The organism is Mesorhizobium sp. M0174 (genome assembly GCF_040322275.1).
Classification (GTDB): domain Bacteria; phylum Pseudomonadota; class Alphaproteobacteria; order Rhizobiales; family Rhizobiaceae; genus Mesorhizobium.
The window spans coordinates 470945-496823 of sequence record NZ_JAMYTB010000003.1 but is presented as its reverse complement, the minus strand read 5'-3'; the positions used below and the strand labels follow the sequence as shown (position 1 = coordinate 496823).

The window sequence follows — 25879 nt, the reverse complement described above, 5'->3', positions numbered from 1 at the left end:
GTGAGAGGAAATAACGGGGAATGACAAGCAAGCACGTGGCCGTCCTTCTGGGAGGATTCTCGTCCGAGCGGCCCGTGTCCCTGTCGTCGGGCAAAGCCTGTGCCGATGCGCTCGAGGGAGAGGGCTACCAGGTCACCCGCGTCGACGTCTCGCGCGACATCGGCTCGGTGCTCAGCGCGCTCAAGCCTGACGTCGTCTTCAACGCACTGCACGGCCCTTTCGGCGAGGACGGCACCATCCAGGGCATCCTCGAGTACCTCGCCATTCCGTACACCCATTCGGGCGTGCTTGCCTCGGCGCTCGCGATGAACAAGGAACAGGCCAAGAAGGTCGCCAAGGCGGCCGGCATTCCGGTGGCGGAATCGAAGGTGGCCAATCGCTTCGCCATCCAGAACAAGCACCCGATGAAGCCGCCCTATGTGGTCAAGCCGGTCAACGAAGGGTCGAGCTTCGGTGTCGTCATCGTGCATGAAGGTCAGTCGCATCCGCCGCAGATCATCGGCTCGTCCGAGTGGAGATACGGCGATACGGTCATGGTCGAGCGTTATGTGCACGGGCGGGAATTGACCTGCGCGGTGATGGGCGATGTGGCGCTCGGTGTCTGCGAGATCATCCCGACCGGCCATTCCTTCTACGACTATGATTCAAAATACGTCGCGGGAGGATCAAAACACGAATGCCCGGCAAAACTTTCACCGAATATTTACCAAAAAATACAGACACTGGCACTCAAGGCTCATCAAGCTATCGGCTGTCGGGGCGTTTCCCGATCGGACTTCCGTTATGACGATCGTCACTCCGAAAACGGCGAAATTGTCTGGCTCGAGGTCAACACCCAGCCGGGCATGACGCCGACGTCTTTGGTGCCGGAAATCGCCGCGCAAGCGGGACACTCGTTCGGCGATTTGTTGAGTTGGATGGTGGAGGACGCTTCGTGTCTGCGTTGAAGTGGGGACAGGGCAGGGGGAAGGGCGCGGCCGGGCCGGCGCTGTTCGGCATGCCGTTGTCGTTCGACCATTTCGTGCTGCCGCGCCTGCTCCGCCGGCCGGTGCGCGTGCTGGCGCGCCTCGGCGAAGGCGACTTCGAGGCGCCGCCCTATTGCGCTGCCATGCTGTCGGCGGCACTGCTTGTTTCGAGTAGTGCCTATGGCGCCTATCTCGGCGGACATGCCGACGCCATCGTCCAGAGTGTCACCGCCCGCACCGGCTTTGCCGTCGACCAGGTCAAGGTCGTCGGCAACCGCGAAACTTCCGAGATCGATATTCTCGACAGGCTGGAACTCGACGGCTGGACCTCGCTGATCGGCTTCGATGCCGAAGCCGCGCGCGAACGCATCACCACGCTACCCTGGGTCGAAGCCGCGGCAGTGCGCAAGGTCTACCCGCATACGCTGGAAGTGCGCGTCGAGGAGCGCGAGCCGTTCGCGCTGTGGCAGCAAGGCAGCGCGCTTTCGGTCATCGAGAAATCCGGCGCCGTCATTGCGCCGTTCTCCGGCGGCAAGCAGATATTGCTGCCGCTGATCATCGGCACCGGCGCACCGGCCAAAGCGCCGGATTTCCTGGCGAAGATCAAGAACTATCCGGAGCTCGCCGCGCGGATCAAGGGCTATATCCGCATCGGCGAACGGCGCTGGGATCTCAAGCTTGAAAACGGCATCACGATCAAACTTCCCGAAGACGGCGAGGACCAGGCGATTGCCGACCTGGTCAGGATGGACCACGAGAACGGGCTTTTGACGCGCGACATCGCCGCCGTCGACATGCGCCTTTCCGATCGTCTGGTCGTCCAGCTGACGCCGGAGGCGGCGATACAGCGCCAGGCCGCGCTCAACGAAAAGCCCAAGATGCTGAAGCGCAAGCCGGAGACGAAGATATGAGCTGGCTTGGCGGCAATAGCGATGCTTCGGCGCGCCGGTCCGGCATCTTGACGGTGCTGGATGTCGGCTCCAGCAAGGTCTGCTGCGTGGTGGCCAAGCTCAAGCCGCGCGACGATGGCAAGCTGCTGCGCGGACGCTCGCATCGCGTCCAGGTCATCGGCATCGGCCACCAGAAATCGCAAGGCGTGAAATCGGGCGTCGTCATCGATCTCGACCGCGCCGAGCACGCCATCCGTCTTGCCGTCGACGCCGCCGAACGCATGGCGGGACTGACGGTCGATTCGCTGATCGTCAACATGACTGCCGGCCGGCTGAAGAGCGAGGCTTTTTCGGCGACTATCAATCTCGGCGGCCATGAGGCCGACGAGGCCGACATCAAGCGCGTGCTTGCCGCCGGCGCCAAGCAGGCGCTGCGGGCCGAGCGCGAGGTGATCCATTCGCTTCCCGTAGCCTTTTCTCTGGATGCCGAGCGCGGTGTGCGCGATCCGCGCGGCATGGTTGGCGACCAGCTTGGCGTCGACATGCACGTGCTGACGGGCGACGCGGCGCCTTTGCGCAATCTTGAGCTCTGCATCAACCGCTCGCATCTGTCGGTCGAGCGCATGGTGGCGACGCCTTATGCCAGCGGGCTTGCCGCGCTGGTCGACGACGAGCTCGAAATGGGCGCGGCCTGCATCGACATGGGCGGCGGCACGACGACGATCTCGGTATTTTCGGAAGGCAAGTTCGTCCACGGCGACGCCATCGCGATCGGCGGCAACCACGTCACGCTGGATATGGCCAAGGGCCTGTCGACCTCGCTCGATGCCGCCGAAAGGCTGAAAGTGATGCATGGCTCGGCGCTGCCTGGCAGTGCCGACGACCGCGACCTGGTTTCCATCCATCCGATCGGCGAGGACGGCGAGGTGCCGTTGCAGATCCCGCGCTCGGTGATGACGCGCATCGTCCGCGCCCGCATCGACGAGACGCTGGAATTGCTGCGCGACCGCCTGAACAAGTCCGGCTACGGCAATGCCGTCGGCAAGCGTGTGGTGCTGACCGGCGGCGCCAGCCAGCTTGCCGGCCTGCCCGAAGCAGCACGCCGCATTCTCGGCCGCAATGTGCGCATTGGCCGCCCGCTTGGCGTGGCAGGCCTGCCCGAGGCGGCCAAGGGGCCGGCTTTTTCGACGCCCGTCGGGCTTCTGATCTACCCGCAGATGGCGAGCTTCGAGAGCCGCCCGGCGAAGGGAATTTCCGGTCTTCGGATGACCGGAACAGGCGGAAAACTGCATCGAATGAGTCAGTGGTTGAGAGACAGTTTTTAATTTGACGGGGACAGCCCCATAGGCGGCCGCGGCGGCGAAGCGGCGGGAAAGGCAAAGGACGAAGACAATGACCATCAATCTGCAGAAGCCGGACATCACCGAGCTCAAGCCGCGCATCACCGTGTTCGGTGTCGGCGGCGGCGGCGGCAATGCCGTCAACAACATGATCACCGCCGGCTTGCGCGGCGTCGAATTCGTGGTGGCCAACACCGACGCACAGGCACTGACGATGTCGAAGGCCGAGCGGCTGATCCAGCTCGGCGCGCATGTCACCGAGGGTCTCGGCGCCGGATCGCAGCCTGAAGTCGGGCGCGCGGCGGCGGAAGAGTGCATCGACGAGATCATCGATCATCTCTCCAACACGCATATGTGCTTCGTCACTGCCGGCATGGGCGGCGGCACCGGCACCGGGGCGGCTCCCGTCGTTGCCCGCGCTGCCCGCGAAAAGGGTATCCTTACCGTCGGCGTCGTCACCAAGCCGTTCCACTTCGAAGGCCAGCGCCGCATGAAGACGGCCGACATGGGTATCGAGGAACTACAGAAATGCGTCGACACCCTGATCGTCATTCCCAACCAGAACCTGTTCCGGCTGGCCAATGACAAGACCACCTTCGCCGATGCCTTCGCCATGGCCGACCAGGTGCTCTATTCGGGCGTTGCCTGCATTACCGACCTGATGGTCAAGGAAGGCCTGATCAATCTCGACTTCGCCGACGTCCGCTCGGTCATGCGCGAAATGGGCAAGGCGATGATGGGAACCGGCGAGGCTTCGGGCGAGGGCCGCGCAATGGCCGCGGCTGAAGCCGCCATCGCCAACCCGCTGCTCGACGAGACCTCGATGAAGGGCGCCAAGGGCCTGCTGATCTCGATCACCGGCGGCCGCGACCTGACCCTGTTCGAAGTCGATGAGGCCGCAACCCGCATTCGCGAAGAGGTCGATCAGGACGCCAACATCATTCTGGGCGCCACCTTCGACGAGGAACTCGAAGGCGTTATCCGCGTGTCGGTGGTCGCCACCGGCATCGACAAATCGGCGGCCGAAATCGCTGCCGCGCCGATCGCCATCCGCGCGGCTCCGCCGAAGCCGGTCAGCCGCCCGGCGGCCCAGGTCACGGAAATGCGCCCGGCGCCTGTCCAGCAACCGATCTATGAACCACGTGCTGCCGATCCGGTCGCCGAGGCCATTCAGCTCGCCGAGGCGAATGCGGCAGCGATGGCGCAGGCCCGCCCGGCACCGGTCGCCCATGCGGAAGACTTCCGTCCGCAGAGCAAGATCTTCCAGGCGCCTCCCGCTCAGCCGCAGCCAATGATGCAGCCGGCGGTTCAGCAAGCGATGCAGCCCGCTCCGCATCGTGAAATGCCGCAGCCGGTTGCCGCGGCACCCCAGCGCATGCCGCGGGTCGAGGATTTCCCGCCGCAGGTGAAGGCCGAAGTGGAAGCCAAGGCCCGCCCGGCCGACCACGAGAACAGCGGCCCGATGGGCTTGCTCAAGCGCCTGACCAACGGCTTGACCCGCCGCGAAGAGGAACCTGCAAGACTGCAGCCGGCGCAGCCTCGCGAACCGAAACTGCGCCAGGCGCCGGCGGAAGTGCGCCGCCTAGCCAGCCAGGATCCGCAGCTTTACGCACCGCGTCGCGGCCAGCTGGATGAGCAGGGCCGCCTGACGCCGCAGAGCCGGGCTGTCCAGGAAGACGATCAGTTGGAGATTCCCGCCTTCCTGCGCCGACAGGCCAATTGATCTGTTAACGGTTCGTAACAGTTGTTAACAGGCGAGCAGGAAACTGTTCGCCTGTTAATATTAAAAATACTTTTAAAACAAAGACTTATGCGGCAATCCCGCGCTGGGCCGCGGTTACAACGAGTAAGAAACCGTGATTTGGAGTCTCCCCGCGGGACCATTATCTTCGCCACCGACCAAAGTCGGTTTGCTGGGAGTCTCGGGGAAGTGGCCCTGCCTGCCGATCAATTAAGAGCCGCGCCCTCAGGGCAGATGAAGCGGACCTAGGCAGTACGGGCTATGGGGATTGTTTTGCACGACTATCAGACGACACTTAAATCGCGTGCGACGCTGACCGGCATCGGCGTTCACAGTGGCAATCCGGTCACTGTCCATTTCCTGCCGGCAGACGCCGATACGGGTGTCGTCTTCCAGCTTTCGAATGCAAACGGAAGCCACGAATTTCGCGCGCTCGTTTCCGAGGTCGGTGCCACCGACCTCTGCACCATGCTCGGCGATCCGCAAGGCGAGCACATCGCCACCGTCGAGCACCTGATGGCGACGCTTTTCGGGCTTGGGATCGACAATCTCGTCATCGAAATCGATGGCCATGAGGTGCCTATCCTCGACGGCAGCGCAGTGATGTTCGTCGAGGCCATTGACCAGGCAGGCATCGAAACGCTGCCGGTCAAGCGTCGCTACATCAGGGTGGTCAAGCCGGTTCGTATCGAGAACGGCGCCTGCTGGGCGGAGTTCCGGCCCTATGACGGCACGCGCTTCGAGATCGAGATCGATTTCGAAAGCCCGGCGATCGGGCGCCAGCTTTTTGCATCCGACATGAACGCCGACATTTTCCGGCGTGACGTCGCGCGGGCCCGCACTTTCGGTTTCATGAAGGACGTCGAGCGGCTGTGGGCGGCCGGCTATGCGCTCGGCTCCTCGTTGGAAAACTCCCTGGTGATCGGCGACGACAACCGCGTGATCAACATCGGAGGCCTGCGCTATCCGAACGAGTTCGCGCGCCACAAGACCATGGATGCGATGGGCGATCTGGCGCTCGCCGGCGCCCGGTTCATCGGCTGCTTCCGCTCCTATCGTGGTGGCCACAGGCTGAACGCCGCTGCGCTGCGCCGTCTATTGTCGGACCGTTCGGCTTTCGAGATCGTCGAGACGACGCGCCGCGAGCGCGGGCGTACCGCGGAGATGAGCGCCGTCAACGCACCCCTCTATGCGCCCTGGATGATCTGATTCTTAAGGTCTTACGGCCCACGTTGCGGTCAAGCTGTGTTGCATGGATGCATCACTGGCCGGCCAAATTACACGGCTTTCCAGGTGGCGCCAAACCGCCACAAAAATGTGCGATTGGCCGGGGATAGCGTTGCCGGGCAAGGCAATTATGGTTTATGGCTGCTGCCGTCGACTGAAATGACGCCGAAAGGGCGGAATCCAAACATGTTTTTCAAGCGAGTTGGTCAATCGAAGGCGCTGCGGCGGGCTGTTTTCCTGGCGCTTTCGGTGGTCGTTCCATCGCTGTTTCTGTCGGCCTGCATGTCGTCCGAGAAGGACGTCGACCTGTCGACCTATGTCGATCAGACCGAGCCGGCCGACGTGCTCTACAATCAGGGTCTCGCCAATCTGAATGCCGGGCGACTGCAGGAGGCAAGCCGCAAGTTCGATGCCGTCGACCGCCAGCATCCATATTCCGAATTCGCCCGCAAATCGATGGTGATGGGTGCCTTTGCCGACTACCGTCAGGGCAATTACGATGAGGCGATCGGTTCGGCCAAGCGCTACCTGACCCTCTACCCGTCGACCGACGATGCAGCCTATGCCCAATATATTATCGGGCTGAGCTACTACCGCCAGATCAAGGACGTCACCCAGGACCAGAAGGAAGCGCGTCTTACCGCGCAGACGATGCAGGACCTGGTGACGCGCTGGCCGACTTCCGAATATGTCGATGATGCCAAGGAGAAGATCCGCTTCGCCAACGATCAGCTCGCAGGCAAGGAGATGCAGATCGGCCGCTACTATCTCGAGCGCCGCGAATACATCGCGGCCGTCAAACGGTTCCGCAACGTCGTGGAGAACTATTCCAACACACGCCATGTCGAGGAAGCGCTGGCGCGTCTTACCGAGAGCTACTATGCGATGGGGCTGACGTCGGAAGCACAGACCGCTGCGGCCGTGCTCGGCACCAACTATCCCGACAGCCAGTGGTACAAGGACTCCTACAAGCTCCTGCAGAGTGGTGGGCTCGAGCCGCGCGAGAATGCCGGATCGTGGATCTCCAAGGCCGGGAAGCTGATCACCGGCGCCTGAGCGGCGCGTCACCATGCTCTCCAGACTGTCGATCCGCGATATCGTTCTGATCGAAAAGCTGGACATCGACTTCTCGTCCGGCCTTTCGGTCCTTACCGGCGAAACCGGCGCCGGAAAATCTATCCTGCTCGACGCTTTGTCGCTGGCGCTTGGCGCCCGCGGCGACGCTTCGCTGGTGCGGCATGGCGCGGCACAAGGCCAGATCATCGCCGTGTTCGACGTACCGCGCAACCACGCGGCTCGCATGCTGCTTGCCGAGAATGCCATCGAGGACGACGGCGACATCATCCTGCGCCGCGTCCAGACGGCTGACGGCCGCACGCGCGTGTTCGTCAATGACCAGCCGTCCAGCGTGACGCTGATGCGCGACATCGGCCGTGCGCTGGTCGAGATCCACGGCCAGCATGACGAGCGCGCTTTGGTCGATCCCGGCGCCCATCGCGAGTTGCTCGACAGTTTCGGCGGCCATCTCGGCGCTGCTCGGGCAACCGGCGAGGCGTGGCGGCATTGGCGTACCTGCGAGCAGGAATTTTCACGGCACCGGGCCAAAGTCGAGGCAGCTGCCCGTGAGGCCGATTATCTGCGTGCTGCGGTCGCCGAATTGACCAGGCTCGATCCGCAACCGGGCGAAGAGACCGAACTGGCCGAACTGCGCGCCTCGATGATGCGTGCCGAAAAGATCGCCTCGGAAATCCACGATGCGCAGGATGTGCTCTCGGGCCCGTCCTCGCCCTTGCCGCAACTGGCCAGCCTGCTCAGGCGGCTGCAGCGAAAGGCGACCGAAGCGCCGGGGCTGCTCGAGGACGTCGTCAAATCGCTCGACGAAGCGATGCTGTCGCTCGACGCGGCGCAGTCGGGCGTCGAAGCAGCACTTCGCGCGACCGAATATGATCCGCAGCGGCTGGAGAAGGCTGAGGAGCGGCTGTTTTCGCTGCGTGCCGCCTCGCGCAAGCACAGCGTCGCCGTGGATGACCTGGCGCAATTGCGTGACACCATGGCTGCCGACCTTGCCGATCTCGACGCCGGCGAGGAGCGCCTGCATGCGCTGGAGAAACAGGCTGCAGCGGCGCGCCAGGCCTACGACATTACGGCGGCCCAGCTGTCGTCGTTTCGCCATGCGGCGGCCGTCGGGCTGACCAAGGCGGTAATGGCCGAACTGCCGGCGCTGAAGCTCGAACGGGCCGAGTTCATCGTCGAGATCGCAAGCGATGCCGAGAGCCGCATGGAAGAAGGCATCGACCAGGTCGAGTTCTGGGTGCGCACCAATCCCGGCACCAGGCCCGGCCCAATGATGAAGGTCGCTTCCGGCGGCGAGCTTTCGCGCTTCCTGCTGGCGTTGAAAGTCGCGCTGGCCGATCGCGGGTCGGCGCCGACTTTGGTCTTTGATGAGATTGACACCGGCGTCGGCGGCGCGGTTGCCGACGCCATCGGCCAGCGGCTGGCGCGGCTGGCAAAACGCGTGCAGGTCCTTTCGGTCACGCATGCACCGCAAGTGGCCGCGCGCGCGGCGACGCATTTCCTCATCTCCAAATCAGGCGGTGCCGACCGGGTCTCGACCGGCATCGCCGAGATGGACCGGGCGGCACGGCAGGAAGAGATCGCACGCATGCTCGCCGGCGCCACCATTACAGACGAGGCGCGCGCGGCGGCCGAGCGGCTGCTGCGGGAGAACACCGCGGCAGCCTAGAGCGGTTCATCCTTCCGGAAACGCCGAACCGCTCTACCTCTTTGTTTTGCGCAATTCCGGACGGAAAACCGTTTCACAGTTTTCCTGGAATTGCTCCAGACGAGTTCGTTTCCGGCGCTCGCGACCTGAGTCAGGGTATGGCGCCATCCTGCTGTTCAGGAATGATTTTCGGCGTCTGGTCTCTCCCTGACGAGAGAATCCTGTTCTATTGTGTCGCGCCACCGTGGAGGGAGCAGTGCATGGACGAAAAACCAGTCGGTTCGCTCAGCGAAAGCGAGGCGGCAAGCGAGTTGATGCGGTTGGCGCAGGAGATCGCCGAGCACGACCGGCGCTACCATGGCGAGGACGCGCCGATAATCACGGATGCGGAATATGACGCGCTGACCCGGCGCAATCTCGCCATCGAACAGCGGTTCCCGCATCTTGTGCGCGAGGATTCGCCCTCGCGCAGGGTCGGCGCGCCGCCGGCGGAAGGTTTTGCCAAGGTGCGGCACGCGGTACCGATGCTCAGCCTGGCCAAGGCCTATACCGACCAGGACGTCGCGGACTTCATAGAACGGGGCCGGCGATTCTTTGATCGCGACAAGGATCTGAACATCGCCTTCACGGCAGAGCCGAAGATCGACGGGCTATCGGCTTCCCTGCGGTATGAAGGCGGTGTGTTCGTGCAGGGGGCAACGCGCGGCGACGGCGTCGTCGGCGAGGACATCACCGCCAATCTCAAGACCATCGCCGACATTCCCAAGACCTTGAAGGGATCGGGCTGGCCCGAGGTCATCGAAATACGCGGTGAGGTCTATATGACCTACGCGGAATTCGAGGCGCTGAAGCAACGCTCGGCGGCGATCGGCGGCCAGGATTACGTCAATCCGCGAAATACGGCGGCCGGGTCGCTCCGTCAGAAGGACCCGTCCGTTACCGCCAGCCGCAACCTCAAATTCTTTGCCTACGCCTGGGGCTATACTTCGAAGGATCCAGCTCCGACCCAATACGATTCCGTGCAAAAATTCGCGGAATGGGGGTTCAAGGTCAGTCCACTGATGGTCCGGGCAAAGTCGGTCGACGAACTGATCGCGCATTATCACCTCATCGAGGCCCAGCGCTCCTCGCTTGGCTATGACATCGACGGCGTGGTCTACAAGGTCGATCAATTGGAGCTGCAGCGCAGATGGGGCTTCGTCACCGGCGAACCACGCTGGGCCATCGCTCACAAATTTCCGGCCGAACAGGCGATGACGACCGTGCGCAGGATCGACATTCAGGTCGGCCGTACCGGTACGCTGGCGCCGGTTGCCCGGCTTGCCCCCATCACGGTCGGCGGCGTCGTGGTCGAAAATGTCACGCTTCACAACGAAGACTACATCAAGGGTCTGGACAGCAACGGCCAGCCGATCCGCGACGGCAACGACATACGTATCGGCGACACGGTGGTCATCCAGCGGGCGGGGGACGTCATTCCGCAGATCGTCAGCGTCGTCGTCGACAAGCGTCCGCCAGACGCCGTGCCCTACGAATTCCCGCACAAATGCCCGATCTGCGGCTCGCCGGCAACGCGCGAGATCAACGAGAAGACCGGCAAGGAAGATTCCCGCCGACGTTGCACCGGCGAGCTGATCTGCCCCGCCCAGGCCGTGGAAGGATTGCGTCACTTCGTGTCACGCGGCGCCATGGATATCGAAGGCCTGGGCGCTGAAAACATTGACCTGTTCTTCAATGCCGGGTTGGTCAAGACAGCAGCCGATATCTTCACTCTCCGGGATCGCCGTCCCGCCGTCATCAAGGCATTGGCGGAGCGGCGGGAGGAGCAGGCCAGACAGCGTGAGGCCGCATCGGGCAAAACGCGGAAGAATGTACGCGGTGTCGAAGAACGCAACTATGAAGGTCTCGACAAGCTCTTCGCTGCCATCGACGCTCGCCGCGAACCGGAACTCGATCGCTTCATCTTTGCGCTGGGCATCCGCCATATCGGCGAAACGACGGCCGCTGTGCTCGCCCGAACCTTCTCGACGGTCGAGGAGTTGATCCGCATTGGCAAGGAGACAGCAGCGGCAGCCGATCCACACAGCGTTTTTCCTTCGATCAACGGCATCGGCGATAGCGTGATAGGCGCTCTTCGCGATTTCTTCGGCAATGAACGCAACGACGCCGTGCTTGAAGCGCTGCTCACACAGGTCCACCCGAAGCCGTACATAGTGAACGTCTCAGCCGATAGTGCGGTCGCCGGCAAGACGATCGTGTTTACAGGCACGCTCGAAAAGATGACGCGCCCCGAGGCGAAGGCGATGGCTGAACGTCTCGGCGCGAAGGTCGCCGGCTCGGTTTCCGCGAAGACCGACCTCGTCGTCGCCGGGCCCGGTGCCGGCTCCAAGCTCAAGCTGGCTGCCGAACACGGTATCGAAGTCATCGATGAGGATGCCTGGCTCGAGCGGATCGGCAAGGGCGCGTGATGCCGGCTGAATTCAATGGTTTTGGTGACAAGGCCATTCCCTTCCTCAAGGCACTGGATTTTCATCAGAGCCGGGAGTGGTTTTTGGAAAACCGCGATCTTTTCGAGCGGGACCTGCGCAATCCCTTCGGCGATCTGGTCGAGGCGCTCTCCGAGCGCTTCACGGCATTGGGGCTCGGCCTGCGCGGCGACCGCAAGAAGTCGCTGTTCCGGATTAATCGCGATGTGCGTTTCGCCAAGGACAAACGGCCTTACAACCGGCATCTGTCGGCGATCCTTTCGCCCGACGGCACCAAGATGGAACAGGGCGTGTTTTACATCCACATCGGGCTCGAGCGCTGCTTTGCCGCTGTTGCCTGGTGGCAGCCCGGACCGGAGCTATTGCTGGCGCTGCGCAACGCCATCGCAAAGCGGCCCGCTGAGTTCCGCACGCTCGTCGCGGCGCTGAAGAAGAATGGTCTCGAGCTCGACCCCGACGGCTGTATGAAGCGCACGCCGCGCGGCTTTGAGCACGTTATCGAGCCCGATCTCGTGGCCGCCATCCGCAACCGGCATTTCGCCGTCCGGCACGCAATCGAGCCGGCGGATATCTACGGAGCTGGATTGGTCGACGAACTCGTCGACTTCGTCATGCGGGCAAAACCGCTGCTCGACTGGGGCAGGGCGATCGAAGGCAAGGCTTCGCAGCGCTAGCGGAAAAGTCAGACGGTCAGCTGCGCCGCGCAGTGTAGAGGCTGGTGGTCATGTTGCGGGTTATGGAGCCTTGGAACTCGTCGCGGACGATGCGACCCAGCTCCGCCAGGATTGCTTCGCGGTCACTGCGGATGTTGATATTGGAAAAAGTGGCATAGAGGGCGACCGTCTGGTCAGGATCGAGGACGAGCGACCAGACACTTGTCCGATGTTCGATGGCATCGAACGCGCCGGTTCGCTCCAGTGCCGCCACGCGGGCCTCGGCATCAAGGGCGAACGGAATACCATTTGAGCCCGCCGACGGGCTCGAAGGCCCGTCAAGCAGCGCCTTGGTCGCATCATGAAAGGGATCGGGGCCACTGTCGTCGCCGAATACATTCCAGACCATTGCCCACCAGCCGCCCGGCCGAAGCAGCTCTGCGACCTTGATCAGCGCCGTGTCCTCATCCAGCCAATGAAAGGCAGTGGCGCTGACACCGAGATCAAAACCGGCCTTCTCAAGGACGGCATCTTCAAACGCAGAGACGCTCACCGAGAGCGCCTTGTCCTGAATAGTCTCGCAAAGGAAAGTCGCGAGGCGGGAATCCGGCTCAATGGCGAGCAACGGGCTCGCGCCCAGTTCGAGTAAGCGGCGCGTTGCAGTTCCTGTACCTGCGCCAATCTCGAACGTCGCCGTGCCATGCGCGAGACGGCACCGCTCACATAGAATTTCGAATACCCAATCAGGATAGCCAGGTCGCGTCGCGTGATAGCTGCCGGGATCGGCGCCGAAGGCCAGGCGGCCGAATTTTGGATCGATGGAAAATTCGCTCATTGGAACCACCTGTCCGGCCCAGCAGGTTGGTCTATGGCCGTCGCTTCGGCAAGGACCGATCGTCGCCAACGGATATGCGCTCAGGTACCAAGCCTCTGATTTTGTCCCACAGTCTGGAAGCGAGCTTGCCGCGACGCTTCAGCTATCATTTCCGCTGATCGTTTGCCTCAAGCGAATTGGTGTGACAAGCCGGACCGCCCTCTCTACATACGGCCCTTCCCAAGGAGCGGTCGATGTCGGCGGAAGCAATCTCCGAAAACGGTGCGAGAAGCGATTTCTGGGACGGCGTGCGGCTGAGCATGCCCGTCGTGGTGGCGTCGGCGCCGTTTGCGTTGCTGTTCGGGGCGCTCGCCGTCGACAACGGCTTTTCCGTGATCGAGGCGTTCTTGATGAGCGCGACGGTGTTCGGCGGCGCCAGCCAGATGGTCGGCATCGAGCTGTTCGGCCAGCATGTCGCGCCGTGGCTGATCGTGCTGTCGATCTTCGCCGTGAATTTTCGCCATGTGCTCTATTCGGCCGGTATCGGCCGGCGAATCGCGCATTGGCCGCTGGTGCAGCAGGCGATAGGCTACTTCGTGCTGACCGATCCGCAGTTCGCGGTGGCCGAGCGCAAGGCGGAGGCCGGCGAGACCGTCGGCTTTGCCTGGTATATGGGGCTCGGGCTGCCGGTCTACGTGTTCTGGGTCATCGAAAGCGCGCTCGGGGCGGTGTTCGGCAAACTTATTCCCGACACCCACACGCTGGGCATCGACTTCCTGCTGCCGATCTATTTTCTCGGCCTGGTCATGAGCTTCCGCAAGCGGCCGCTGTGGCTGCCGGTGGTCGTCGCCAGCGCTGCCGCCTCCATCATTGCCTACAAGACGGTCGGCTCGCCCTGGCATGTCTCCATCGGCGCGCTGGCCGGCGTGCTGCTCGCCGTCATCCTGCCGCCCCGCCACAGCGGCGTGGAGGCACGGCCATGAGCACGACCTTGTGGATCATCGTCGCCGCTTCGATCGCGACCTATTTGACACGCATTGGCGGTCATCTGGTGATCTCACGCTTCGACCATATCCATCCGCGTGTTGAGGCCGGGCTGAACGCCGTGCCGGCGGCGGTGCTGACCACGCTGGTGGCGCCGGCAGCGCTGGGCGCCGGACCGGCGGAATGGGGGGCCTTGGTCGTCGCCGGCCTGGTCTCGCTGCGCGGCGGCCTTATGGCGATGTTCCTGGCGGGTGCTGCTGTGCTGATCCTCGCGCGGCAGGTCGTCGGCTGATCGATTTTTATCTTGGCGGCGAGAGCACACATGCGCTTTACCGCAGCGACTATTGCCGCGCCGACCCGCGACAGGCTCAGGCGGATGGTCTCCGCTCTCTCCTGGTGGGCGCAACGCACGGCGTCGCTATAGAGTGCTTCGCGCTGCTTCGGCGTCAATGCGCTTAGATCGATCGGCTGGATGCGGAAGGGCTCACGCGACATTTCCATCTCCCCTGGTTTGCCGTGTTGATCGGCAGCTACACCGGCGATTTACGGGAAGGGCATAATCAGTTAAAATGAATAATTAAGATCGTTATGTTCTCCAGGAGAGATGTATGGACTTGGCTGATCTGCGCATCTTCCGCACGGTGGTGCGCGAGGGCGGAATCACCAGGGCGGCGGAAAAACTGTTTCGCGTGCAATCGAACGTGACCACACGCATCCGGCAGCTCGAAGAGGATCTCGGCGTGCAGCTGTTTATCCGGGAGGGCAAGCGCCTGCACGTATCGCCCGCCGGTCACAAATTGGTCGGGTATGCGGATCGGTTGCTGGCGCTTGCAGAGGAGGCGCGAACGGCGATGCTTGATCCACGCCCGCGCGGCACGCTTCGCCTAGGTGCCATGGAGAGCACCGCCGCGGCACGGCTTCCAAGTCTGCTCGCCGAATATCACGCACGTCATCCCGACGTGGAGATCCAGTTGCGCACCGGCAATCCGCAGGTTCTCGCGACCGCCATGCTTGCCGGCGACCTCGATGCAGCGTTCGCCGCCGAGCCGATCGCCGACGCTCCGTTCGAAAAGCTGCCCGCATTTAACGAGCAGCTGGTCATTGTCTCGGCGGCATCGCGCGTTTCGATCGACGACCGCCTGGACATGCCCAAAACAATGATAGCCTTCGAGCACGGCTGCCCGCACCGCCGGCGGCTGGAACAATGGTATGCGCGAAGAGGGTTCATGGCCGAGAAGACCATCGAGCTTGGTTCATACCATGCCATCCTCGGTTGCGTGGTGGCTGGCATGGGCATAGCGCTGATGCCAAAAAGTGTGCTTTCGGGTTTCCCAGAGAGCCGCTGGCTAAAGCTGCACGAACTGCCCGCTGAGGAAGACAACGCCGTCACGGTGTTGTTTTGGCGCAAGGGAGCCGGTTCTCCCAACGTCACGGCTTTGCAGGGACTGCTTGCGGAGCAAAGTCTGTCACTCGGCGTTGCTGCCGCGACTATTGCTTGAAGTCGTGCGGCAGAGGGGCGGTTGCTTTTTCCAGCCAGGCCAGCGTTTCGCCGTCGAGCATCGGTCCAATCTCGGCCAGTACGCGCGCATGGTATTCGTCAAGCCAATGCAACTCGTCGCGGGTTAAAAGGTCCGACCGGACCAGCCGCTTGTCGATCGGCGCCAGCGTCAGTGTCTCGAAACCGTGCATGGCGATGTCGCCGCCCTCGATTGCCTCGGCCGGTGTCACCAGAATCAAGTTCTCGATGCGGATGCCGTAGGAACCTTCCTTGTAATAGCCGGGCTCGTTGGAGACGATCATGCCGGCTAGCAGCTTTTCGGTGCCGGTCTTGGCGATACGCTGCGGGCCCTCATGCACGGCAAGATAGGACCCGACACCGTGCCCGGTGCCATGGGCGAAATCGCAGCCGTGTCTCCATAGCGCCAGGCGCGCCACCGCATCGATTTCGGAACCGCGCGTGCCTTGGGGAAAGCGCAGCATGGAGATGCCGATCATGCCTTTCAGCACCAGCGTGAAGCGTTCGCGCATCTCTTCGGTCGGCGCGCCGATCGGCACCGTGCGGGTGATGTCGGTGGTGCCGTCCTGGTACTGCCCGCCGGAATCGAGCAGGAACAGCTCGCCATCCCCCAGCTTGCGATTGGTGGCGCGGGAGACGCGGTAGTGCATGATGGCGCCGTTAGGGCCGGCGCCGGAGATGGTGTCGAACGATACGTCGCGCAGCGGCATCTGCGTTTCTTCGCCGGTCTGACGGCGCATCTCCTCAAGCCTGGTGACAACGGCGATTTCGTCGAGCGTGCCGGGCTTCTGGCGGTCGAGCCAGCACAGCAGCTTGGCGACCGCGGCGCCGTCGCGGCGATGTGCGGCGCGGGCGCCGGCGATCTCGGCTTTGTTCTTTGTTGCGCGTGGAATGCGGGCCGGATCGGCCGTGGCAATGACGGTGCCGCCATTATCCTCGACCAGCATTCTGAGCTTGTCCGCCGCGAGAACCGGGTCCAGCGCGATTTTTGCGCCGCCCTTGGCCCGGGTGACGATTGCCGATTCGAATTCACCTGGTTCGTGCAATTCGGCGAGCTGCGTCAGGCAGGCCGCAACGGTGCGCGAAAACTTGCGCTGGTCCATGAAAAGCAGATGCGAGCCGTCGGCGGCCAGCACGGCAAAGCCGAGCGCCAGCGGTGTGTGCGGTACGTCGCCGCCACGGATGTCGAAGGCCCAGGCAATGGAGGAGGGGTCGGTCAGCACCGCATGGGTGGCGCCGTCCTTCTCGATGGCCGCTGCCAGCCGCACCAGCTTGTCCTTAGCCAGTTCGCCGGCAAAGCCGATCGGGTGGATCTCGACCGGCGCCAGTGGCGGCCCGGGCTGGTCCTGCCAGATCGCGTCGATCGGATTCTCTTCGAGCGGCACCAGTGTCGCGCCGGATTTCTCGGCCGAGGCTTTCAGCGCCTTGACGTCGCTGATCGTATGCAGCCACGGATCGAAGCCCAATCGCACGCCCTTGCCGAGATTGTCCTTGATCCAGTTGGCCGGCGGGTTGTCGACAAGGCTCTCGATCGAAAAGATGTCGAGATCGACCTCCTGGCGCACCTGCAGCGTGTAGCGCCCGTCGACAAACATGACGGCGCGCTCGCCAAGTACAATGGCGACACCGGCCGAGCCGCTGAAGCCGGTCAGCCATTTCAGCCGTGCCGAGCGGTCGGCGACATATTCGCCCTGGTGCTCGTCGGCACGGGGCACGATGAAGCCATCCAGCCCGTTCGACGCCAACCATTGGCGCAGCATTGCCACGCGCGGCTTGCCAACGGCCGGATCGCCGGCGGAATCGAAGGTCTGGAACATGTCGGCTCTCCTCGAATGCTGGCGCGACCGTAGCGCATGACTTCGAAAATCGGAATCGATTTTCGGAACGATCATCCGCGGTCGCCGCAGTGTCTTTTTGTGCATGGAGGCCATGCAGAATCGGCGATTTCAAAAAGCGTCAGCAGAGCTTACCTTCTTAACGTGGAGGAAAAGTCCTGTTGCCCTGCAAAGGAGACCGTCATGTCCTCGATTTCAGCCAGACGTGGATTTTTCAGAAACGCTGTGAAAGCGCTGATCGAAGCTCGCCAGCGCGAAGCGAGCCGGTATGTGAGCGGCGTTCTGCTTGGCTTTGATGACGAAACGCTGAAAGCTCACGGCTACGATCGCGAACAGCTGAAGAAAGCGGCGAACTCGCGCTAGGTCCGAGCAGGTTCCGGCTTGCGTTGAAAGCGTCGCGCCTCAGCGCTTGAGGTGAATCGTCACCCAGCCCTCGCGGTGCAAGGTGCGGACGTGCCGGAATTTCTGGCCGACATAGGCCGCGATTACCGCATCGCGCTGGCGCTCGAGGATGCCCGACAAAACAATCGAGCGACCGAGCGCGATACGCCCAGCCATTTGCGGCGCCAGACGCATCAGCGGCCGCGCCAATATGTTGGCGACAATCAGGTCGAAGGGCGCACGCGCGGCAAAGATCGGATGATGAAAACCGGGCGCCGCTACCGCTTCAATGAGCCCCTTGACGTGGTTCAGCCGCGCATTGGCAGCGGCCACCTTGACGGCGACCGGGTCGATGTCCGTTGCCAGCACCGGAACATGCGCGAGCTTGGCCACCGCGATGGCGAGCACCGCGCTGCCAGTGCCAAGGTCGAGCGCGTTGCGCGGATGCTCGCGCTGTATGACCTGCTCCAGCATTTCGAGGCAGCCGGCGGTGGTGCCGTGATGGCCGGTGCCGAAGGCAAGGCCGGCCTCGATCTCGATGGCGAGTTCGCCGCTGTGGCGCTTCCTGCGGTCATGCGCGCCGTGGACGAAGAAGCGCCCGGCCCGTACCGGCTTCAATCCCTCCAGCGAGCGCGCCACCCAGTCGATGTCGGGCAGCGCTTCTCGCTCTATCGGTTTCGACAGCGACAGTCCGGCCAGGATGTCCCTAAGCCGCGCCTCGACCGCATCGACGTCGTCGTCGGCATAGAGCGATACTTCGTGGATATCGCGGTCCTCGTCGACCTCGAGCACCGCAACCGGCAGGCCCTCTTCGTCGAACGCCGCACCGAGCGCCGTGAAGATGCGATCAGCCTCGATCTTGCCCGCGGTGAAATACAAACGCGTCTGCGTCATTCCCGGATACGTCAACCTTCCGCCGCCAGCCGCTTGAGCTTGGCGATGGCGGCGTCCGGGCTTTCGCCATAGGCAATGGTGCCGGCGAAATCGCCCTTGCCGTTGAGCAGCAGCACCGAAGCGGTGTGGTCCATCGTGTAGTCGCCGTCGTTCGTGTCGACTTTCTTCCAGTAGATGCCGAAGGACTTGGCCATGGCGTGGACCTTATCGGGATCGCCGGTGATGCCGAGGATGCGATCGGAGAAATTGCTGACATACGTGTTCATGATTTCGGGCGTATCGCGCTCCGGGTCGACCGAAACGAAATATGCATGCAGGTTCTTGCCGTCGTCGCCCATCGTCTTCAGCCAGCCGGCCAACTCGAAAAGCGTGGTCGGGCAGACTTCCGGGCAATGCGTGAAGCCAAAAAAGACGACACTGGGGTGGCCACGAAAGGCGGCTTCGGTGACCGGTGCGCCCTTCTGGTCGACCAGCGTGAACGGCGCGCCGAACGGCTCGCCGCCATAATGTCCGCGGTACCAGTCGAACGTTAGCCAGCCGATGCCAGCGGCCATCAGGACGAGAATACCGACCAGAATTGAACGCATCATCAGTGAAGTCCGTCGTCATTTCCATCGGGCGCCGGATTGGCGCCATGAAGCCCTGGCTTGGCGAACACTCTTAGCGGTTCGGTCGCGCCGACGCAAAGATGTCGCGTTGCCGCAACCGGCAATGCTGTGGGAGGAGATCTGCTTGCAAAGCGCGGCCGTTCGTCCCACCTGAGGTCGGCAAAATTCGAACCGCAGGAGGCCTCTTTGCGAAAACTGATTGGCGGCGCGTTGGCCGCATGCCTTGTCATTGGCGCTGGCGCCGCCGCCGCCGAGGAAGTCGGCAAGGTCGGCGTCGATTGGCTCGGCAACGACATCATCGTCGAGGCGATCAAGGATCCGAAGGTCGAGGGGGTAACCTGCCACGTCTCCTATTTCGACCGTGGCATGATCGACCGCCTGCAGAAAGGCAACTGGTTCGAGGACCCGTCCGATTCCTCGATCTCCTGCCGCCAGACCGGGCCGATCACCATTGGGGACATCGACATGAGCGAGGCCGGCGAGGAGGTGTTCAAGCAAGGCATCAGCCTGATCTGGAAAAAGCAGGTGGTGAACCGCATCTACGACAAGGCCAACGAGACGCTGATCTACCTCTCGCATTCGCGCCAGGTGCAGGATGGCTCGGCAAAAATGTCGGTCACCACCGTGCCGCTCTACGGCCAGAATGTGGTGTGGACCAGCGGCAAGCCGAAATAGAGACTGAAGGTGCTCCGGGGTCCTTGGCGCGTCCAAACGGATGCGCGGCGCTGCACTCGGCTTGCGAGACTATGCGCGCGGGCGTAAAGCGCCCGCATGGACCGTCCCGAACACCTTGTCCTGAAAGATCCCGAGCCGCGCATCCATCCGACGGCGGAACTGAAGGCCTGCAAGCTTGGACGCTACGCATCGATCGGCGAGCGGGTCATCCTGCGCGAGGTGATGGTCGGCGACTTTTCCTACTTCGAGCGGCATGCCGAGGCGATCTATACGACGATCGGCAAATTCTGCTCGATTGCCGCCAACAGCCGCATCAATGCGCTGGAGCATCCGGTCGAGCGGCTGACGCAGCACAAAGTCAGCTATCGGCCCAACGAGTACTTCCGCTGGCTGGGTGTCGATCAGGCATTCCGCGACCGGCGGCGGGCGAGACCCGTCAGCATCGGCCATGATGTCTGGATTGGCCATGGCGCCGTGATCATGCCTGGCATGGTGATCGGCAACGGCGCGATCGTCGGTGCCAATGCGGTTGTGACGCGAGACGTGCCGGCCTATGCAATCGTCGCCGGCGTTCCGGCCAGGCCATTGCGGCAGCGCTTCAGCGCGGGAACTGCGGCCCGGATCGAACGTCTTGGCTGGTGGGACTGGCCGGTCGAGAAACTGGCCAGGGCAGTCCCCGACATGCAGGCCTTGCCCATCGAGGCTTTCCTCGACCGCTGGGAAAACGACGCTACCTGATCGTTGCGAGCGCGGCGCGTGCACGGTTTGACAGTGAATTCCTCCTCGCAGGGAACTCGAAGCAGTTGCCGATTGTTTCTCCCTGCCATGATCGAAAAGCTGTTCACCAGGATCGCCAACTATATCGCCCATCTTGCCGGTCTGCCGCCGACGTTTGCCGTCTGTTTCCTGATCATTGTGGTCTGGGCGGTAAGCGGTCCGGTCTTCGGCTTTTCCGATACCTGGCAACTCGTCATCAATACCGGCACCACGATCGTCACCTTCCTGATGGTGTTTCTCATCCAGAACACCCAGAACCGCGACAGCGCGGCGATCCAGGCCAAGCTTGACGAGCTGATCCGCGTCAGCAAAGCCAAAAATACCTTTATCGGCATCGAGCACCTGACCGAATCCGAGCTCGAGGAAATCCGCGCCAAATGTGAACGCGCGGCGAAGCGGCACGACGAACAGATCGCCGACATGGCCGCATCCAAGGCGGTGGCTAAAAAGCGCAACGCGAAGAAGCACGCGGCGGCGTGAGCGAGCTTGTTGTCCGGGTTCCTGCCCGAACGGTCGCGGGATCATTCCATGAATGCTGCAAAGGCTTCCTTGTATTCCGGGTGCCAGCGCGACAGAGCAGGACGATTCTCGATGATGTCGCCAATCGCCCACGCCATGCGTTTTTCGTCCATCGACCGGGTCGCCTCGTTATCGGGACACAGGATGTAGAAGTCGCCACGCAGCAGCGAGGCCAGCATGAAGTCGATGACCTGCTCGCCGGTCCAGGCGCCGGCCGGCTTTTCGGTGGCGCCTTCGGTCAGGCCGGTAAAAGTGAACCCCGGAATGAGCAGATGCGCCGCGACGTTTGCGCCGGGCTCATTGCGCAGCGCGTGTGCAAGGCCCTCGGTATAGGTCTTCACGCCGGCCTTGGAGACGTTGTAGGCGAGGTTTCCGGGCGGCGTGGTAATGCCTTGCTTGGAGCCGGTATTGACGATCAGGCCGGGCTTTCCAGCCGCCAGCATGCGCGGCGCGAAGGCCTCGACGCCATGCACGACACCCCAGAAATTGATGTCCAGCAGTCGCTTCCAGGCGTCACGGTTCTCCCACGGCTTGCCGGGGTTGTTGCCGACGCCGGCATTGTTCATCAGAAGCGAGACGTCGCCGAAGGTGCCGAATGTCCTTTCGGCCAGCCGTTCGAGGTCGTCGGCTTTCGAGACGTCAGTGGCGACAGCAAGCACGGCGCTCTCGCCGGCGAAGGTAGCGACGGCATGTCGGGCCTCATCGAGGCGTGCGCCGCCGATATCGGCCAGCACGATCTTCATGCCCATCGCCGCCAGCCGTTTGGCCGCGGCGAGGCCGATGCCGCTGGCCGCGCCGGTGATGACGGCGACATTACCGGAGGCAAGTGCGGGCAGGGCGGTCTGGATCTCGGCGTCGGTGGTCATGATTTTCTCCTGTTCTGGCCGCGGCGAACTTAGCGCGGAAAGAGGCTCGCGCAAGCCGGTGCGACATCTTCGGGTTGACCGCGTCGGCGGGCGCTGCGCATGCTGATATCGAAAAGGAGACTGACGATTGACCGACTGGATCGAGATCCTGAAAGAACAGACCGCAACCGGCGACCAGATGAGCCGCGAAGTGCCGCAAATGCTTGCCAACCCCGACATCAGCGAAGCGCAAGTGAAAACGCTGTTTTCGGCGCTCGAAAAACAGGCCGAATTCGTCGAAAAGCTGCGCATGGCGCTGGAAAAATTCGGCCATGATTTTTCAGTGATCAAAGCGGCCGAGCGGCTGGAGGAGCGCTACGCCGACCTTGCCGCTTCGGTAGCGGAAAAGCTCAAAGAAATGCGAGGCTAGAGCCTGTTCCATTCGATAAGATTCGGTATGGGCTCTATCTTCTCATGATCTTTTCCGAAAACCGGCATCCACTTTTCGTTGACGCGGTCCTTCGGTTCGGGATCTTGGTCTGCCTATTTCTCGATTAGCCGCTCGAAGCGCCTGTCCGGCACTAGCCAGACCATCGCCACCAGGACATAGATCGAGACACCGATCCAGTGATTGACGAAGGTCAGCGCGACGGCGGCGATATAGAGGGCCAGCGAGATTTTTCCCTTGAGGTCATTGCCCAAAGCCCTGGCGAAGAGGGTTTCGCTGCCGTGCAGCCGATGCAGGGCTATGGTGAGGATGTTGAAGCCGATGGCGCAGAGCGCCAGGTCGACGCCATAAACGGCGACCGGCACCGGCGCGAAATGGTTCTCACCCATGAAGGCTGTCGTCGCCGGCATCAGCGATAGCCAGAACAGCAGGTTGAGATTCGCCCACAGCACGCGGCCGTCGACCCGCTGCACGGTATGGAACATGTTGTGCAAATTGTTCCAGTAGATGCCGACATTGATGAAGGACAGCACATAGCTGAGGAATACCGGCCAGAGTGGCGCCAGCGCGGAAAAATCCTCGCCATGCGGCACCTTCAATTCCAGCACCATGATGGTGATGATGATGGCGACCACGCCATCGGTGAATGCCTCGACTCGTCCCTTGCCCATCAATCTCCCCTGACAATCCGCTGAAGTTAAAAGAGGATCTCGCTCAGCGCCATCGCAAAGCTGCCAAAATTGTCAGGAGCAAGTCGGGGAGGGGGGAACGGCTGACGAAAAAAAGGCGTTAGGGTGTCAGATCCCGAACAGCAAGAAGGTCCGAAAAATGACTGCTCACGCTCAAGTCATGACGCGCGATTACGAACTCGGCGGGCGCGCTGCAGCGGCCGCCGTGGCCGCCATGATCGCGGCTCTTTTCGCCGGCAGCACCGCGCTGACGCCGCTTTACATCATCTACAAGCAGGTCTTCGGCTTCTCGCAGATCACTTTGACGCTGGTCTACGCCGTCTATGTCATCGGCAATCTGGCGGCGCTGCTGATGTTGGGGCGTGTGTCAGATGTCATCGGGCGCCGTCCGATGGCGTTGGCCGGAATGGCGGTGGCCGTCGTCAGCGCGGTGGTTTTCCTGTTCGCCGAAAATGTCGCCTGGCTCGACGTCGCCCGAATTCTGAGCGGATTGGGAATCGGCGTCGGCGCGGGTACCGGCACCGCCTGGCTTGCCGAATTGCTCCCGACCGACGACAAGTCACAGGCGGCGACGATTGCCACCAGCACCAATTTCCTCGGTCTCGGCCTTGGTGCGCTGGGGGCCGGGTTGCTCGCCGAATACGCGCCTTGGCCGCTCAGGCTGACATTCGTCGTCTACCTGGCGATGCTCGCGACTGTAACCCTGCTGGTCTGGCGCACGCCGGAAACCGTTTCGCGGCCGGGGAAACTGGCTGACGTTTCGACGCGGCCGCGCCTTTCCGTGCCCGATGCCATCCGCCCAAATTTCGTTGCGCCGGCGGTGACCGGCTTTGGCGCAATGGCACTGGTCGGCTTTTATGCAGCACTCGCACCGAGCATTTTGGCGCAGCAGCTGCAGGTAACCAACCATGCCGAAGCGGGCGCTCTGTTCTTTGAATTGGCGATCGTGACGGCCGCCACCATTGTAGTGACGGCACGTCTTTCGAGCCGAGCCGCGATGTTCGCGGCGCTTGCGCTGATGATTCCAACCGTCGCGCTGATTGTTGCGGCGCAGGTCTTCGCATCGATGGCCATAATGATTGCCGGGACCGCCTTGTGCGGCGTGGCGGCAGCGCTCGGTTATCGCGGCGGCTTGCAAGTGGTGAACGAGATCGCGCCGGCGGACCGGCGCGCCGAAGTCGTCTCGGCCTTCTTCATCTGCTGTTTTTGCGGCAACGCGCTGCCGGTGATCGGCATCGGCGTCCTGTCGACCATGACAAGCGCGACCGTGGCAAGCGGGGCCTTTGCCGGCATGATCGTTATCTTTTCCCTGGTGGCGCTCGGGTTCGGCGCGAAATACGGGCACTGAACCGATCTTTCAGCCGGTCGGTGTCTCGGGCGAAAGGTGCGCGCGCTGGCGTGGTACGCCGAGGCCGGTATCCGGCGGTTCGCCGGCAGCCGGCCGGCTTTCGATCATGTGCACGCTGCGCCAACGGCCGAAGCGATAATAGGCCGTGGCCAGCACGAGCGAGGTTATCGAGCCGGCCGGAAAGCTCCACCACAACGCTTCCTCACCGATCGCACTTCGAAAGAAATAGGCGAAGCTGGTGCGCACCAGAAGTACCGAGATCACCAGGATGATCAGCGGCGGCATCACCGCGCCCGTGGCACGCACAGTGGCGAAGAGCACGATGGTGATGCCGAACAGGATGAAGGACCAGGATGCGACCTTGTTGATGTGAGTGGCGATGTCGATCGCTGCACTGTCGCTGCTGAGGAAGAGGCTGAGCACCGCGCGATCGAATACGAACAGCAGCGCGACAAGCACGCCGGTAAGCACAAGGTTGAAGCCGACGCCGGACGCGGCGATGCGGCCGATCCGGTCCCAGCGCCCGGCGCCGACATTTTGCGCCGCCATGGACGAGACCGCGGCGCCGATGGCGAGCGCCGGCATCTGGATATAGGTCCAGAGCTGGGCGGCTATGCCGTAGGCAGCCGCGACCTGCGAGCCGTAGGCATTGACCATGCCCATCACAGTCAGCGCCGCGGACGAGACGACGATCATCTGCAGGCCCATCGGCACGCCCTTGAAGACGACAATGCGCAGCAGCGCCGGGTCCGGCCGCAGCAGAGCAAGATTGGCGCCGGCCAGCCGCAGCGGGTGCTTGCGCGCATAAAGCACGATCAGGATGGCAAGCACGCTTACCGTCTGGCCGATCAGCGTCGAGGTGGCCGAGCCGGCGATGCCGAGTTCGGGGAACGGGCCGATGCCGAGAATAAGCAACGGGTTCAAAATGACGTCGAGCACGACGGCCAGCGCCATGAATAGGAAAGGCGTGCGCGAATCGCCGGCGCCGCGCAGCACCGTCATGACGAAGGACAGCAGGTTCATCATCGGTACGGCGAGAAAAATGATACGCAGATAGGAACGCGCCAGCGGCAACGCATCGGCCGGCGTGCCGAGCGCATTGAGGATTGTATCGACCCAGATCCAGCCGCAGACCGCGAACACCACCGAGACAAGGAAGAAGAAGGTGGCACTGGTGCCGACGATGCGGCGGGCTTCGGGCAGATCGCGGGCGCCGACCGATTGCGCGACCAGGATGGTCGCCGCCATGCCGATGCCGAAGACGGTGCCGAGGATGAGAAACAGCACGAGGTTGGCATTGGACGTGGCGGTCAGCGCCGCTTCGCCGAGGAAACGACCGACCCAGACGGCATTGATTGAGCCGTTGAGCGACTGCAGAACATTGGAGCCGAGCACCGGCAGGGCGAACAGCAGCAATGTACGCGGGATAGGTCCACTGGTGAGGTCGCTGGTCCGCCGGCGTGCGGGCATCTTGTCGTCCATGGCAGGCAACTCGGCGAAGGCTTATCTTGAGTCCGGTCCG

General features: G+C 62.8%; 25 protein-coding genes. 18 read left to right on the top strand and 7 right to left on the bottom strand.

The genetic code is table 11. The features are described from left to right. Nucleotides 1-20 precede the first annotated feature (20 nt). From NKJ13_RS08985 to NKJ13_RS08945, 9 genes are all read left to right on the top strand, one after another. Nucleotides 21-947 (top strand): D-alanine--D-alanine ligase, encoded by a 927-nt coding sequence (locus tag NKJ13_RS08985; protein ID WP_254818986.1) that lies wholly within the window; start codon nucleotides 21-23, stop codon nucleotides 945-947. Then, nucleotides 935-1876 carry a cell division protein FtsQ/DivIB gene (locus NKJ13_RS08980; protein ID WP_352703483.1) on the top strand — a complete coding sequence of 314 codons (942 nt, stop codon included), beginning with the start codon at nucleotides 935-937 and terminating at the stop codon, nucleotides 1874-1876. Before NKJ13_RS08985 ends, NKJ13_RS08980 begins: the two co-directional genes overlap by 13 nt. Beyond that, nucleotides 1873-3180 carry a cell division protein FtsA gene (ftsA, locus tag NKJ13_RS08975; protein ID WP_352740798.1) on the top strand — a complete coding sequence of 436 codons (1308 nt, stop codon included), beginning with the start codon at nucleotides 1873-1875 and terminating at the stop codon, nucleotides 3178-3180. Before NKJ13_RS08980 ends, ftsA begins: the two co-directional genes overlap by 4 nt. Before the next feature lie 67 nt (nucleotides 3181-3247). Beyond that, the gene (gene ftsZ / locus NKJ13_RS08970; protein ID WP_254818983.1) at nucleotides 3248-4918 is read left to right on the top strand and encodes a cell division protein FtsZ; all 1671 of its coding nucleotides are present in this window, start codon (nucleotides 3248-3250) and stop codon (nucleotides 4916-4918) included. Between the two features lie 279 nt (nucleotides 4919-5197). Further along, on the top strand, nucleotides 5198-6145 hold the full coding sequence (gene lpxC, locus NKJ13_RS08965; protein WP_352505603.1) for a UDP-3-O-acyl-N-acetylglucosamine deacetylase: 948 nt from the start codon (nucleotides 5198-5200) through the stop codon (nucleotides 6143-6145). A gap of 204 nt (nucleotides 6146-6349) precedes the next feature. Further along, nucleotides 6350-7219, top strand: coding sequence for an outer membrane protein assembly factor BamD (locus NKJ13_RS08960; RefSeq protein ID WP_254818981.1), 870 nt, complete (start codon nucleotides 6350-6352; stop codon nucleotides 7217-7219). Nucleotides 7220-7232: 13 nt separating this feature from the next. Continuing rightward, nucleotides 7233-8906, top strand: coding sequence for a DNA repair protein RecN (gene recN, locus NKJ13_RS08955; protein WP_352505604.1), 1674 nt, complete (start codon nucleotides 7233-7235; stop codon nucleotides 8904-8906). Between the two features lie 239 nt (nucleotides 8907-9145). Then, nucleotides 9146-11353, top strand: a complete 2208-nt coding sequence (ligA, locus tag NKJ13_RS08950; protein WP_352740966.1) for an NAD-dependent DNA ligase LigA — start codon at nucleotides 9146-9148, stop codon at nucleotides 11351-11353. Next, the gene (locus NKJ13_RS08945; protein ID WP_352703495.1) at nucleotides 11353-12045 is read left to right on the top strand and encodes a DUF2461 domain-containing protein; all 693 of its coding nucleotides are present in this window, start codon (nucleotides 11353-11355) and stop codon (nucleotides 12043-12045) included. The genes ligA and NKJ13_RS08945 overlap by 1 nt, the downstream gene beginning before the upstream one ends. 16 nt (nucleotides 12046-12061) lie before the next feature. Here NKJ13_RS08945 and NKJ13_RS08940 read toward each other — a convergent pair whose 3' ends face one another. Beyond that, nucleotides 12062-12859: a class I SAM-dependent methyltransferase gene (locus NKJ13_RS08940; RefSeq protein WP_352777665.1), complete on the bottom strand. Its 798-nt coding sequence runs from the start codon at nucleotides 12857-12859 to the stop codon at nucleotides 12062-12064. 233 nt (nucleotides 12860-13092) lie between these two features. Between NKJ13_RS08940 and NKJ13_RS08935 the strand changes: the two genes are divergently transcribed. The 3 genes from NKJ13_RS08935 to NKJ13_RS08925 all read left to right on the top strand — a co-directional run bounded on the left by NKJ13_RS08935 (nucleotide 13093) and on the right by NKJ13_RS08925 (nucleotide 15321). Then, nucleotides 13093-13821, top strand: a complete 729-nt coding sequence (locus NKJ13_RS08935; RefSeq protein ID WP_352703499.1) for an AzlC family ABC transporter permease — start codon at nucleotides 13093-13095, stop codon at nucleotides 13819-13821. Continuing rightward, on the top strand, nucleotides 13818-14114 hold the full coding sequence (locus NKJ13_RS08930) for an AzlD family protein (RefSeq protein ID WP_352703501.1): 297 nt from the start codon (nucleotides 13818-13820) through the stop codon (nucleotides 14112-14114). Before NKJ13_RS08935 ends, NKJ13_RS08930 begins: the two co-directional genes overlap by 4 nt. 316 nt (nucleotides 14115-14430) lie before the next feature. Next, a complete protein-coding gene (locus tag NKJ13_RS08925) occupies nucleotides 14431-15321 on the top strand; it encodes a LysR family transcriptional regulator (protein ID WP_352777663.1) in 891 nt (296 codons plus the stop codon). Here the strand turns inward: NKJ13_RS08925 and NKJ13_RS08920 are convergent. Beyond that, entirely contained in the window at nucleotides 15311-17155 is a 1845-nt protein-coding gene (locus NKJ13_RS08920; protein ID WP_352703506.1) for an aminopeptidase P family protein, read from the bottom strand. The two genes, NKJ13_RS08925 and NKJ13_RS08920, sit on opposite strands and share 11 nt — an antisense overlap. Before the next feature lie 36 nt (nucleotides 17156-17191). Between NKJ13_RS08920 and NKJ13_RS08915 the strand changes: the two genes are divergently transcribed. Continuing rightward, entirely contained in the window at nucleotides 17192-17536 is a 345-nt protein-coding gene (locus tag NKJ13_RS08915) for a hypothetical protein (RefSeq protein ID WP_352777661.1), read from the top strand. A gap of 39 nt (nucleotides 17537-17575) precedes the next feature. On the opposite strand, the gene NKJ13_RS08910 is transcribed toward NKJ13_RS08915, so the two are convergent. Both NKJ13_RS08910 and NKJ13_RS08905 read right to left on the bottom strand, forming a co-directional pair. Then, entirely contained in the window at nucleotides 17576-18448 is an 873-nt protein-coding gene (locus NKJ13_RS08910; RefSeq protein ID WP_352740969.1) for a 50S ribosomal protein L11 methyltransferase, read from the bottom strand. A gap of 11 nt (nucleotides 18449-18459) precedes the next feature. Further along, nucleotides 18460-19038, bottom strand: a complete 579-nt coding sequence (locus tag NKJ13_RS08905) for an SCO family protein (RefSeq protein WP_352703512.1) — start codon at nucleotides 19036-19038, stop codon at nucleotides 18460-18462. Nucleotides 19039-19242: 204 nt separating this feature from the next. On the opposite strand from NKJ13_RS08905, the gene NKJ13_RS08900 reads away from it, so the two are divergent. The 3 genes from NKJ13_RS08900 to NKJ13_RS08890 all read left to right on the top strand — a co-directional run bounded on the left by NKJ13_RS08900 (nucleotide 19243) and on the right by NKJ13_RS08890 (nucleotide 20988). Beyond that, the gene (locus NKJ13_RS08900; RefSeq protein ID WP_254818969.1) at nucleotides 19243-19731 is read left to right on the top strand and encodes a CreA family protein; all 489 of its coding nucleotides are present in this window, start codon (nucleotides 19243-19245) and stop codon (nucleotides 19729-19731) included. 96 nt (nucleotides 19732-19827) lie between these two features. Beyond that, the gene (locus NKJ13_RS08895) at nucleotides 19828-20469 is read left to right on the top strand and encodes a DapH/DapD/GlmU-related protein (protein WP_352703514.1); all 642 of its coding nucleotides are present in this window, start codon (nucleotides 19828-19830) and stop codon (nucleotides 20467-20469) included. A gap of 87 nt (nucleotides 20470-20556) precedes the next feature. After that, nucleotides 20557-20988 carry a low affinity iron permease family protein gene (locus tag NKJ13_RS08890; protein WP_352703676.1) on the top strand — a complete coding sequence of 144 codons (432 nt, stop codon included), beginning with the start codon at nucleotides 20557-20559 and terminating at the stop codon, nucleotides 20986-20988. A gap of 41 nt (nucleotides 20989-21029) precedes the next feature. On the opposite strand, the gene NKJ13_RS08885 is transcribed toward NKJ13_RS08890, so the two are convergent. Then, nucleotides 21030-21893, bottom strand: coding sequence for an SDR family NAD(P)-dependent oxidoreductase (locus tag NKJ13_RS08885; protein ID WP_352703516.1), 864 nt, complete (start codon nucleotides 21891-21893; stop codon nucleotides 21030-21032). Nucleotides 21894-22020: 127 nt separating this feature from the next. On the opposite strand from NKJ13_RS08885, the gene NKJ13_RS08880 reads away from it, so the two are divergent. Next, nucleotides 22021-22302, top strand: a complete 282-nt coding sequence (locus tag NKJ13_RS08880) for a hypothetical protein (protein WP_023721174.1) — start codon at nucleotides 22021-22023, stop codon at nucleotides 22300-22302. Between the two features lie 113 nt (nucleotides 22303-22415). Here the strand turns inward: NKJ13_RS08880 and NKJ13_RS08875 are convergent, their stop codons facing one another. Continuing rightward, a complete protein-coding gene (locus tag NKJ13_RS08875) occupies nucleotides 22416-22991 on the bottom strand; it encodes a TMEM175 family protein (RefSeq protein WP_352475354.1) in 576 nt (191 codons plus the stop codon). Nucleotides 22992-23148: 157 nt separating this feature from the next. On the opposite strand from NKJ13_RS08875, the gene NKJ13_RS08870 reads away from it, so the two are divergent. Further along, nucleotides 23149-24357, top strand: a complete 1209-nt coding sequence (locus NKJ13_RS08870; protein WP_352777660.1) for an MFS transporter — start codon at nucleotides 23149-23151, stop codon at nucleotides 24355-24357. A 9-nt stretch (nucleotides 24358-24366) separates the two neighbouring features. Here the strand turns inward: NKJ13_RS08870 and NKJ13_RS08865 are convergent, their stop codons facing one another. Beyond that, nucleotides 24367-25839: an MATE family efflux transporter gene (locus NKJ13_RS08865; protein ID WP_352740973.1), complete on the bottom strand. Its 1473-nt coding sequence runs from the start codon at nucleotides 25837-25839 to the stop codon at nucleotides 24367-24369. Nucleotides 25840-25879 lie beyond the last annotated feature (40 nt).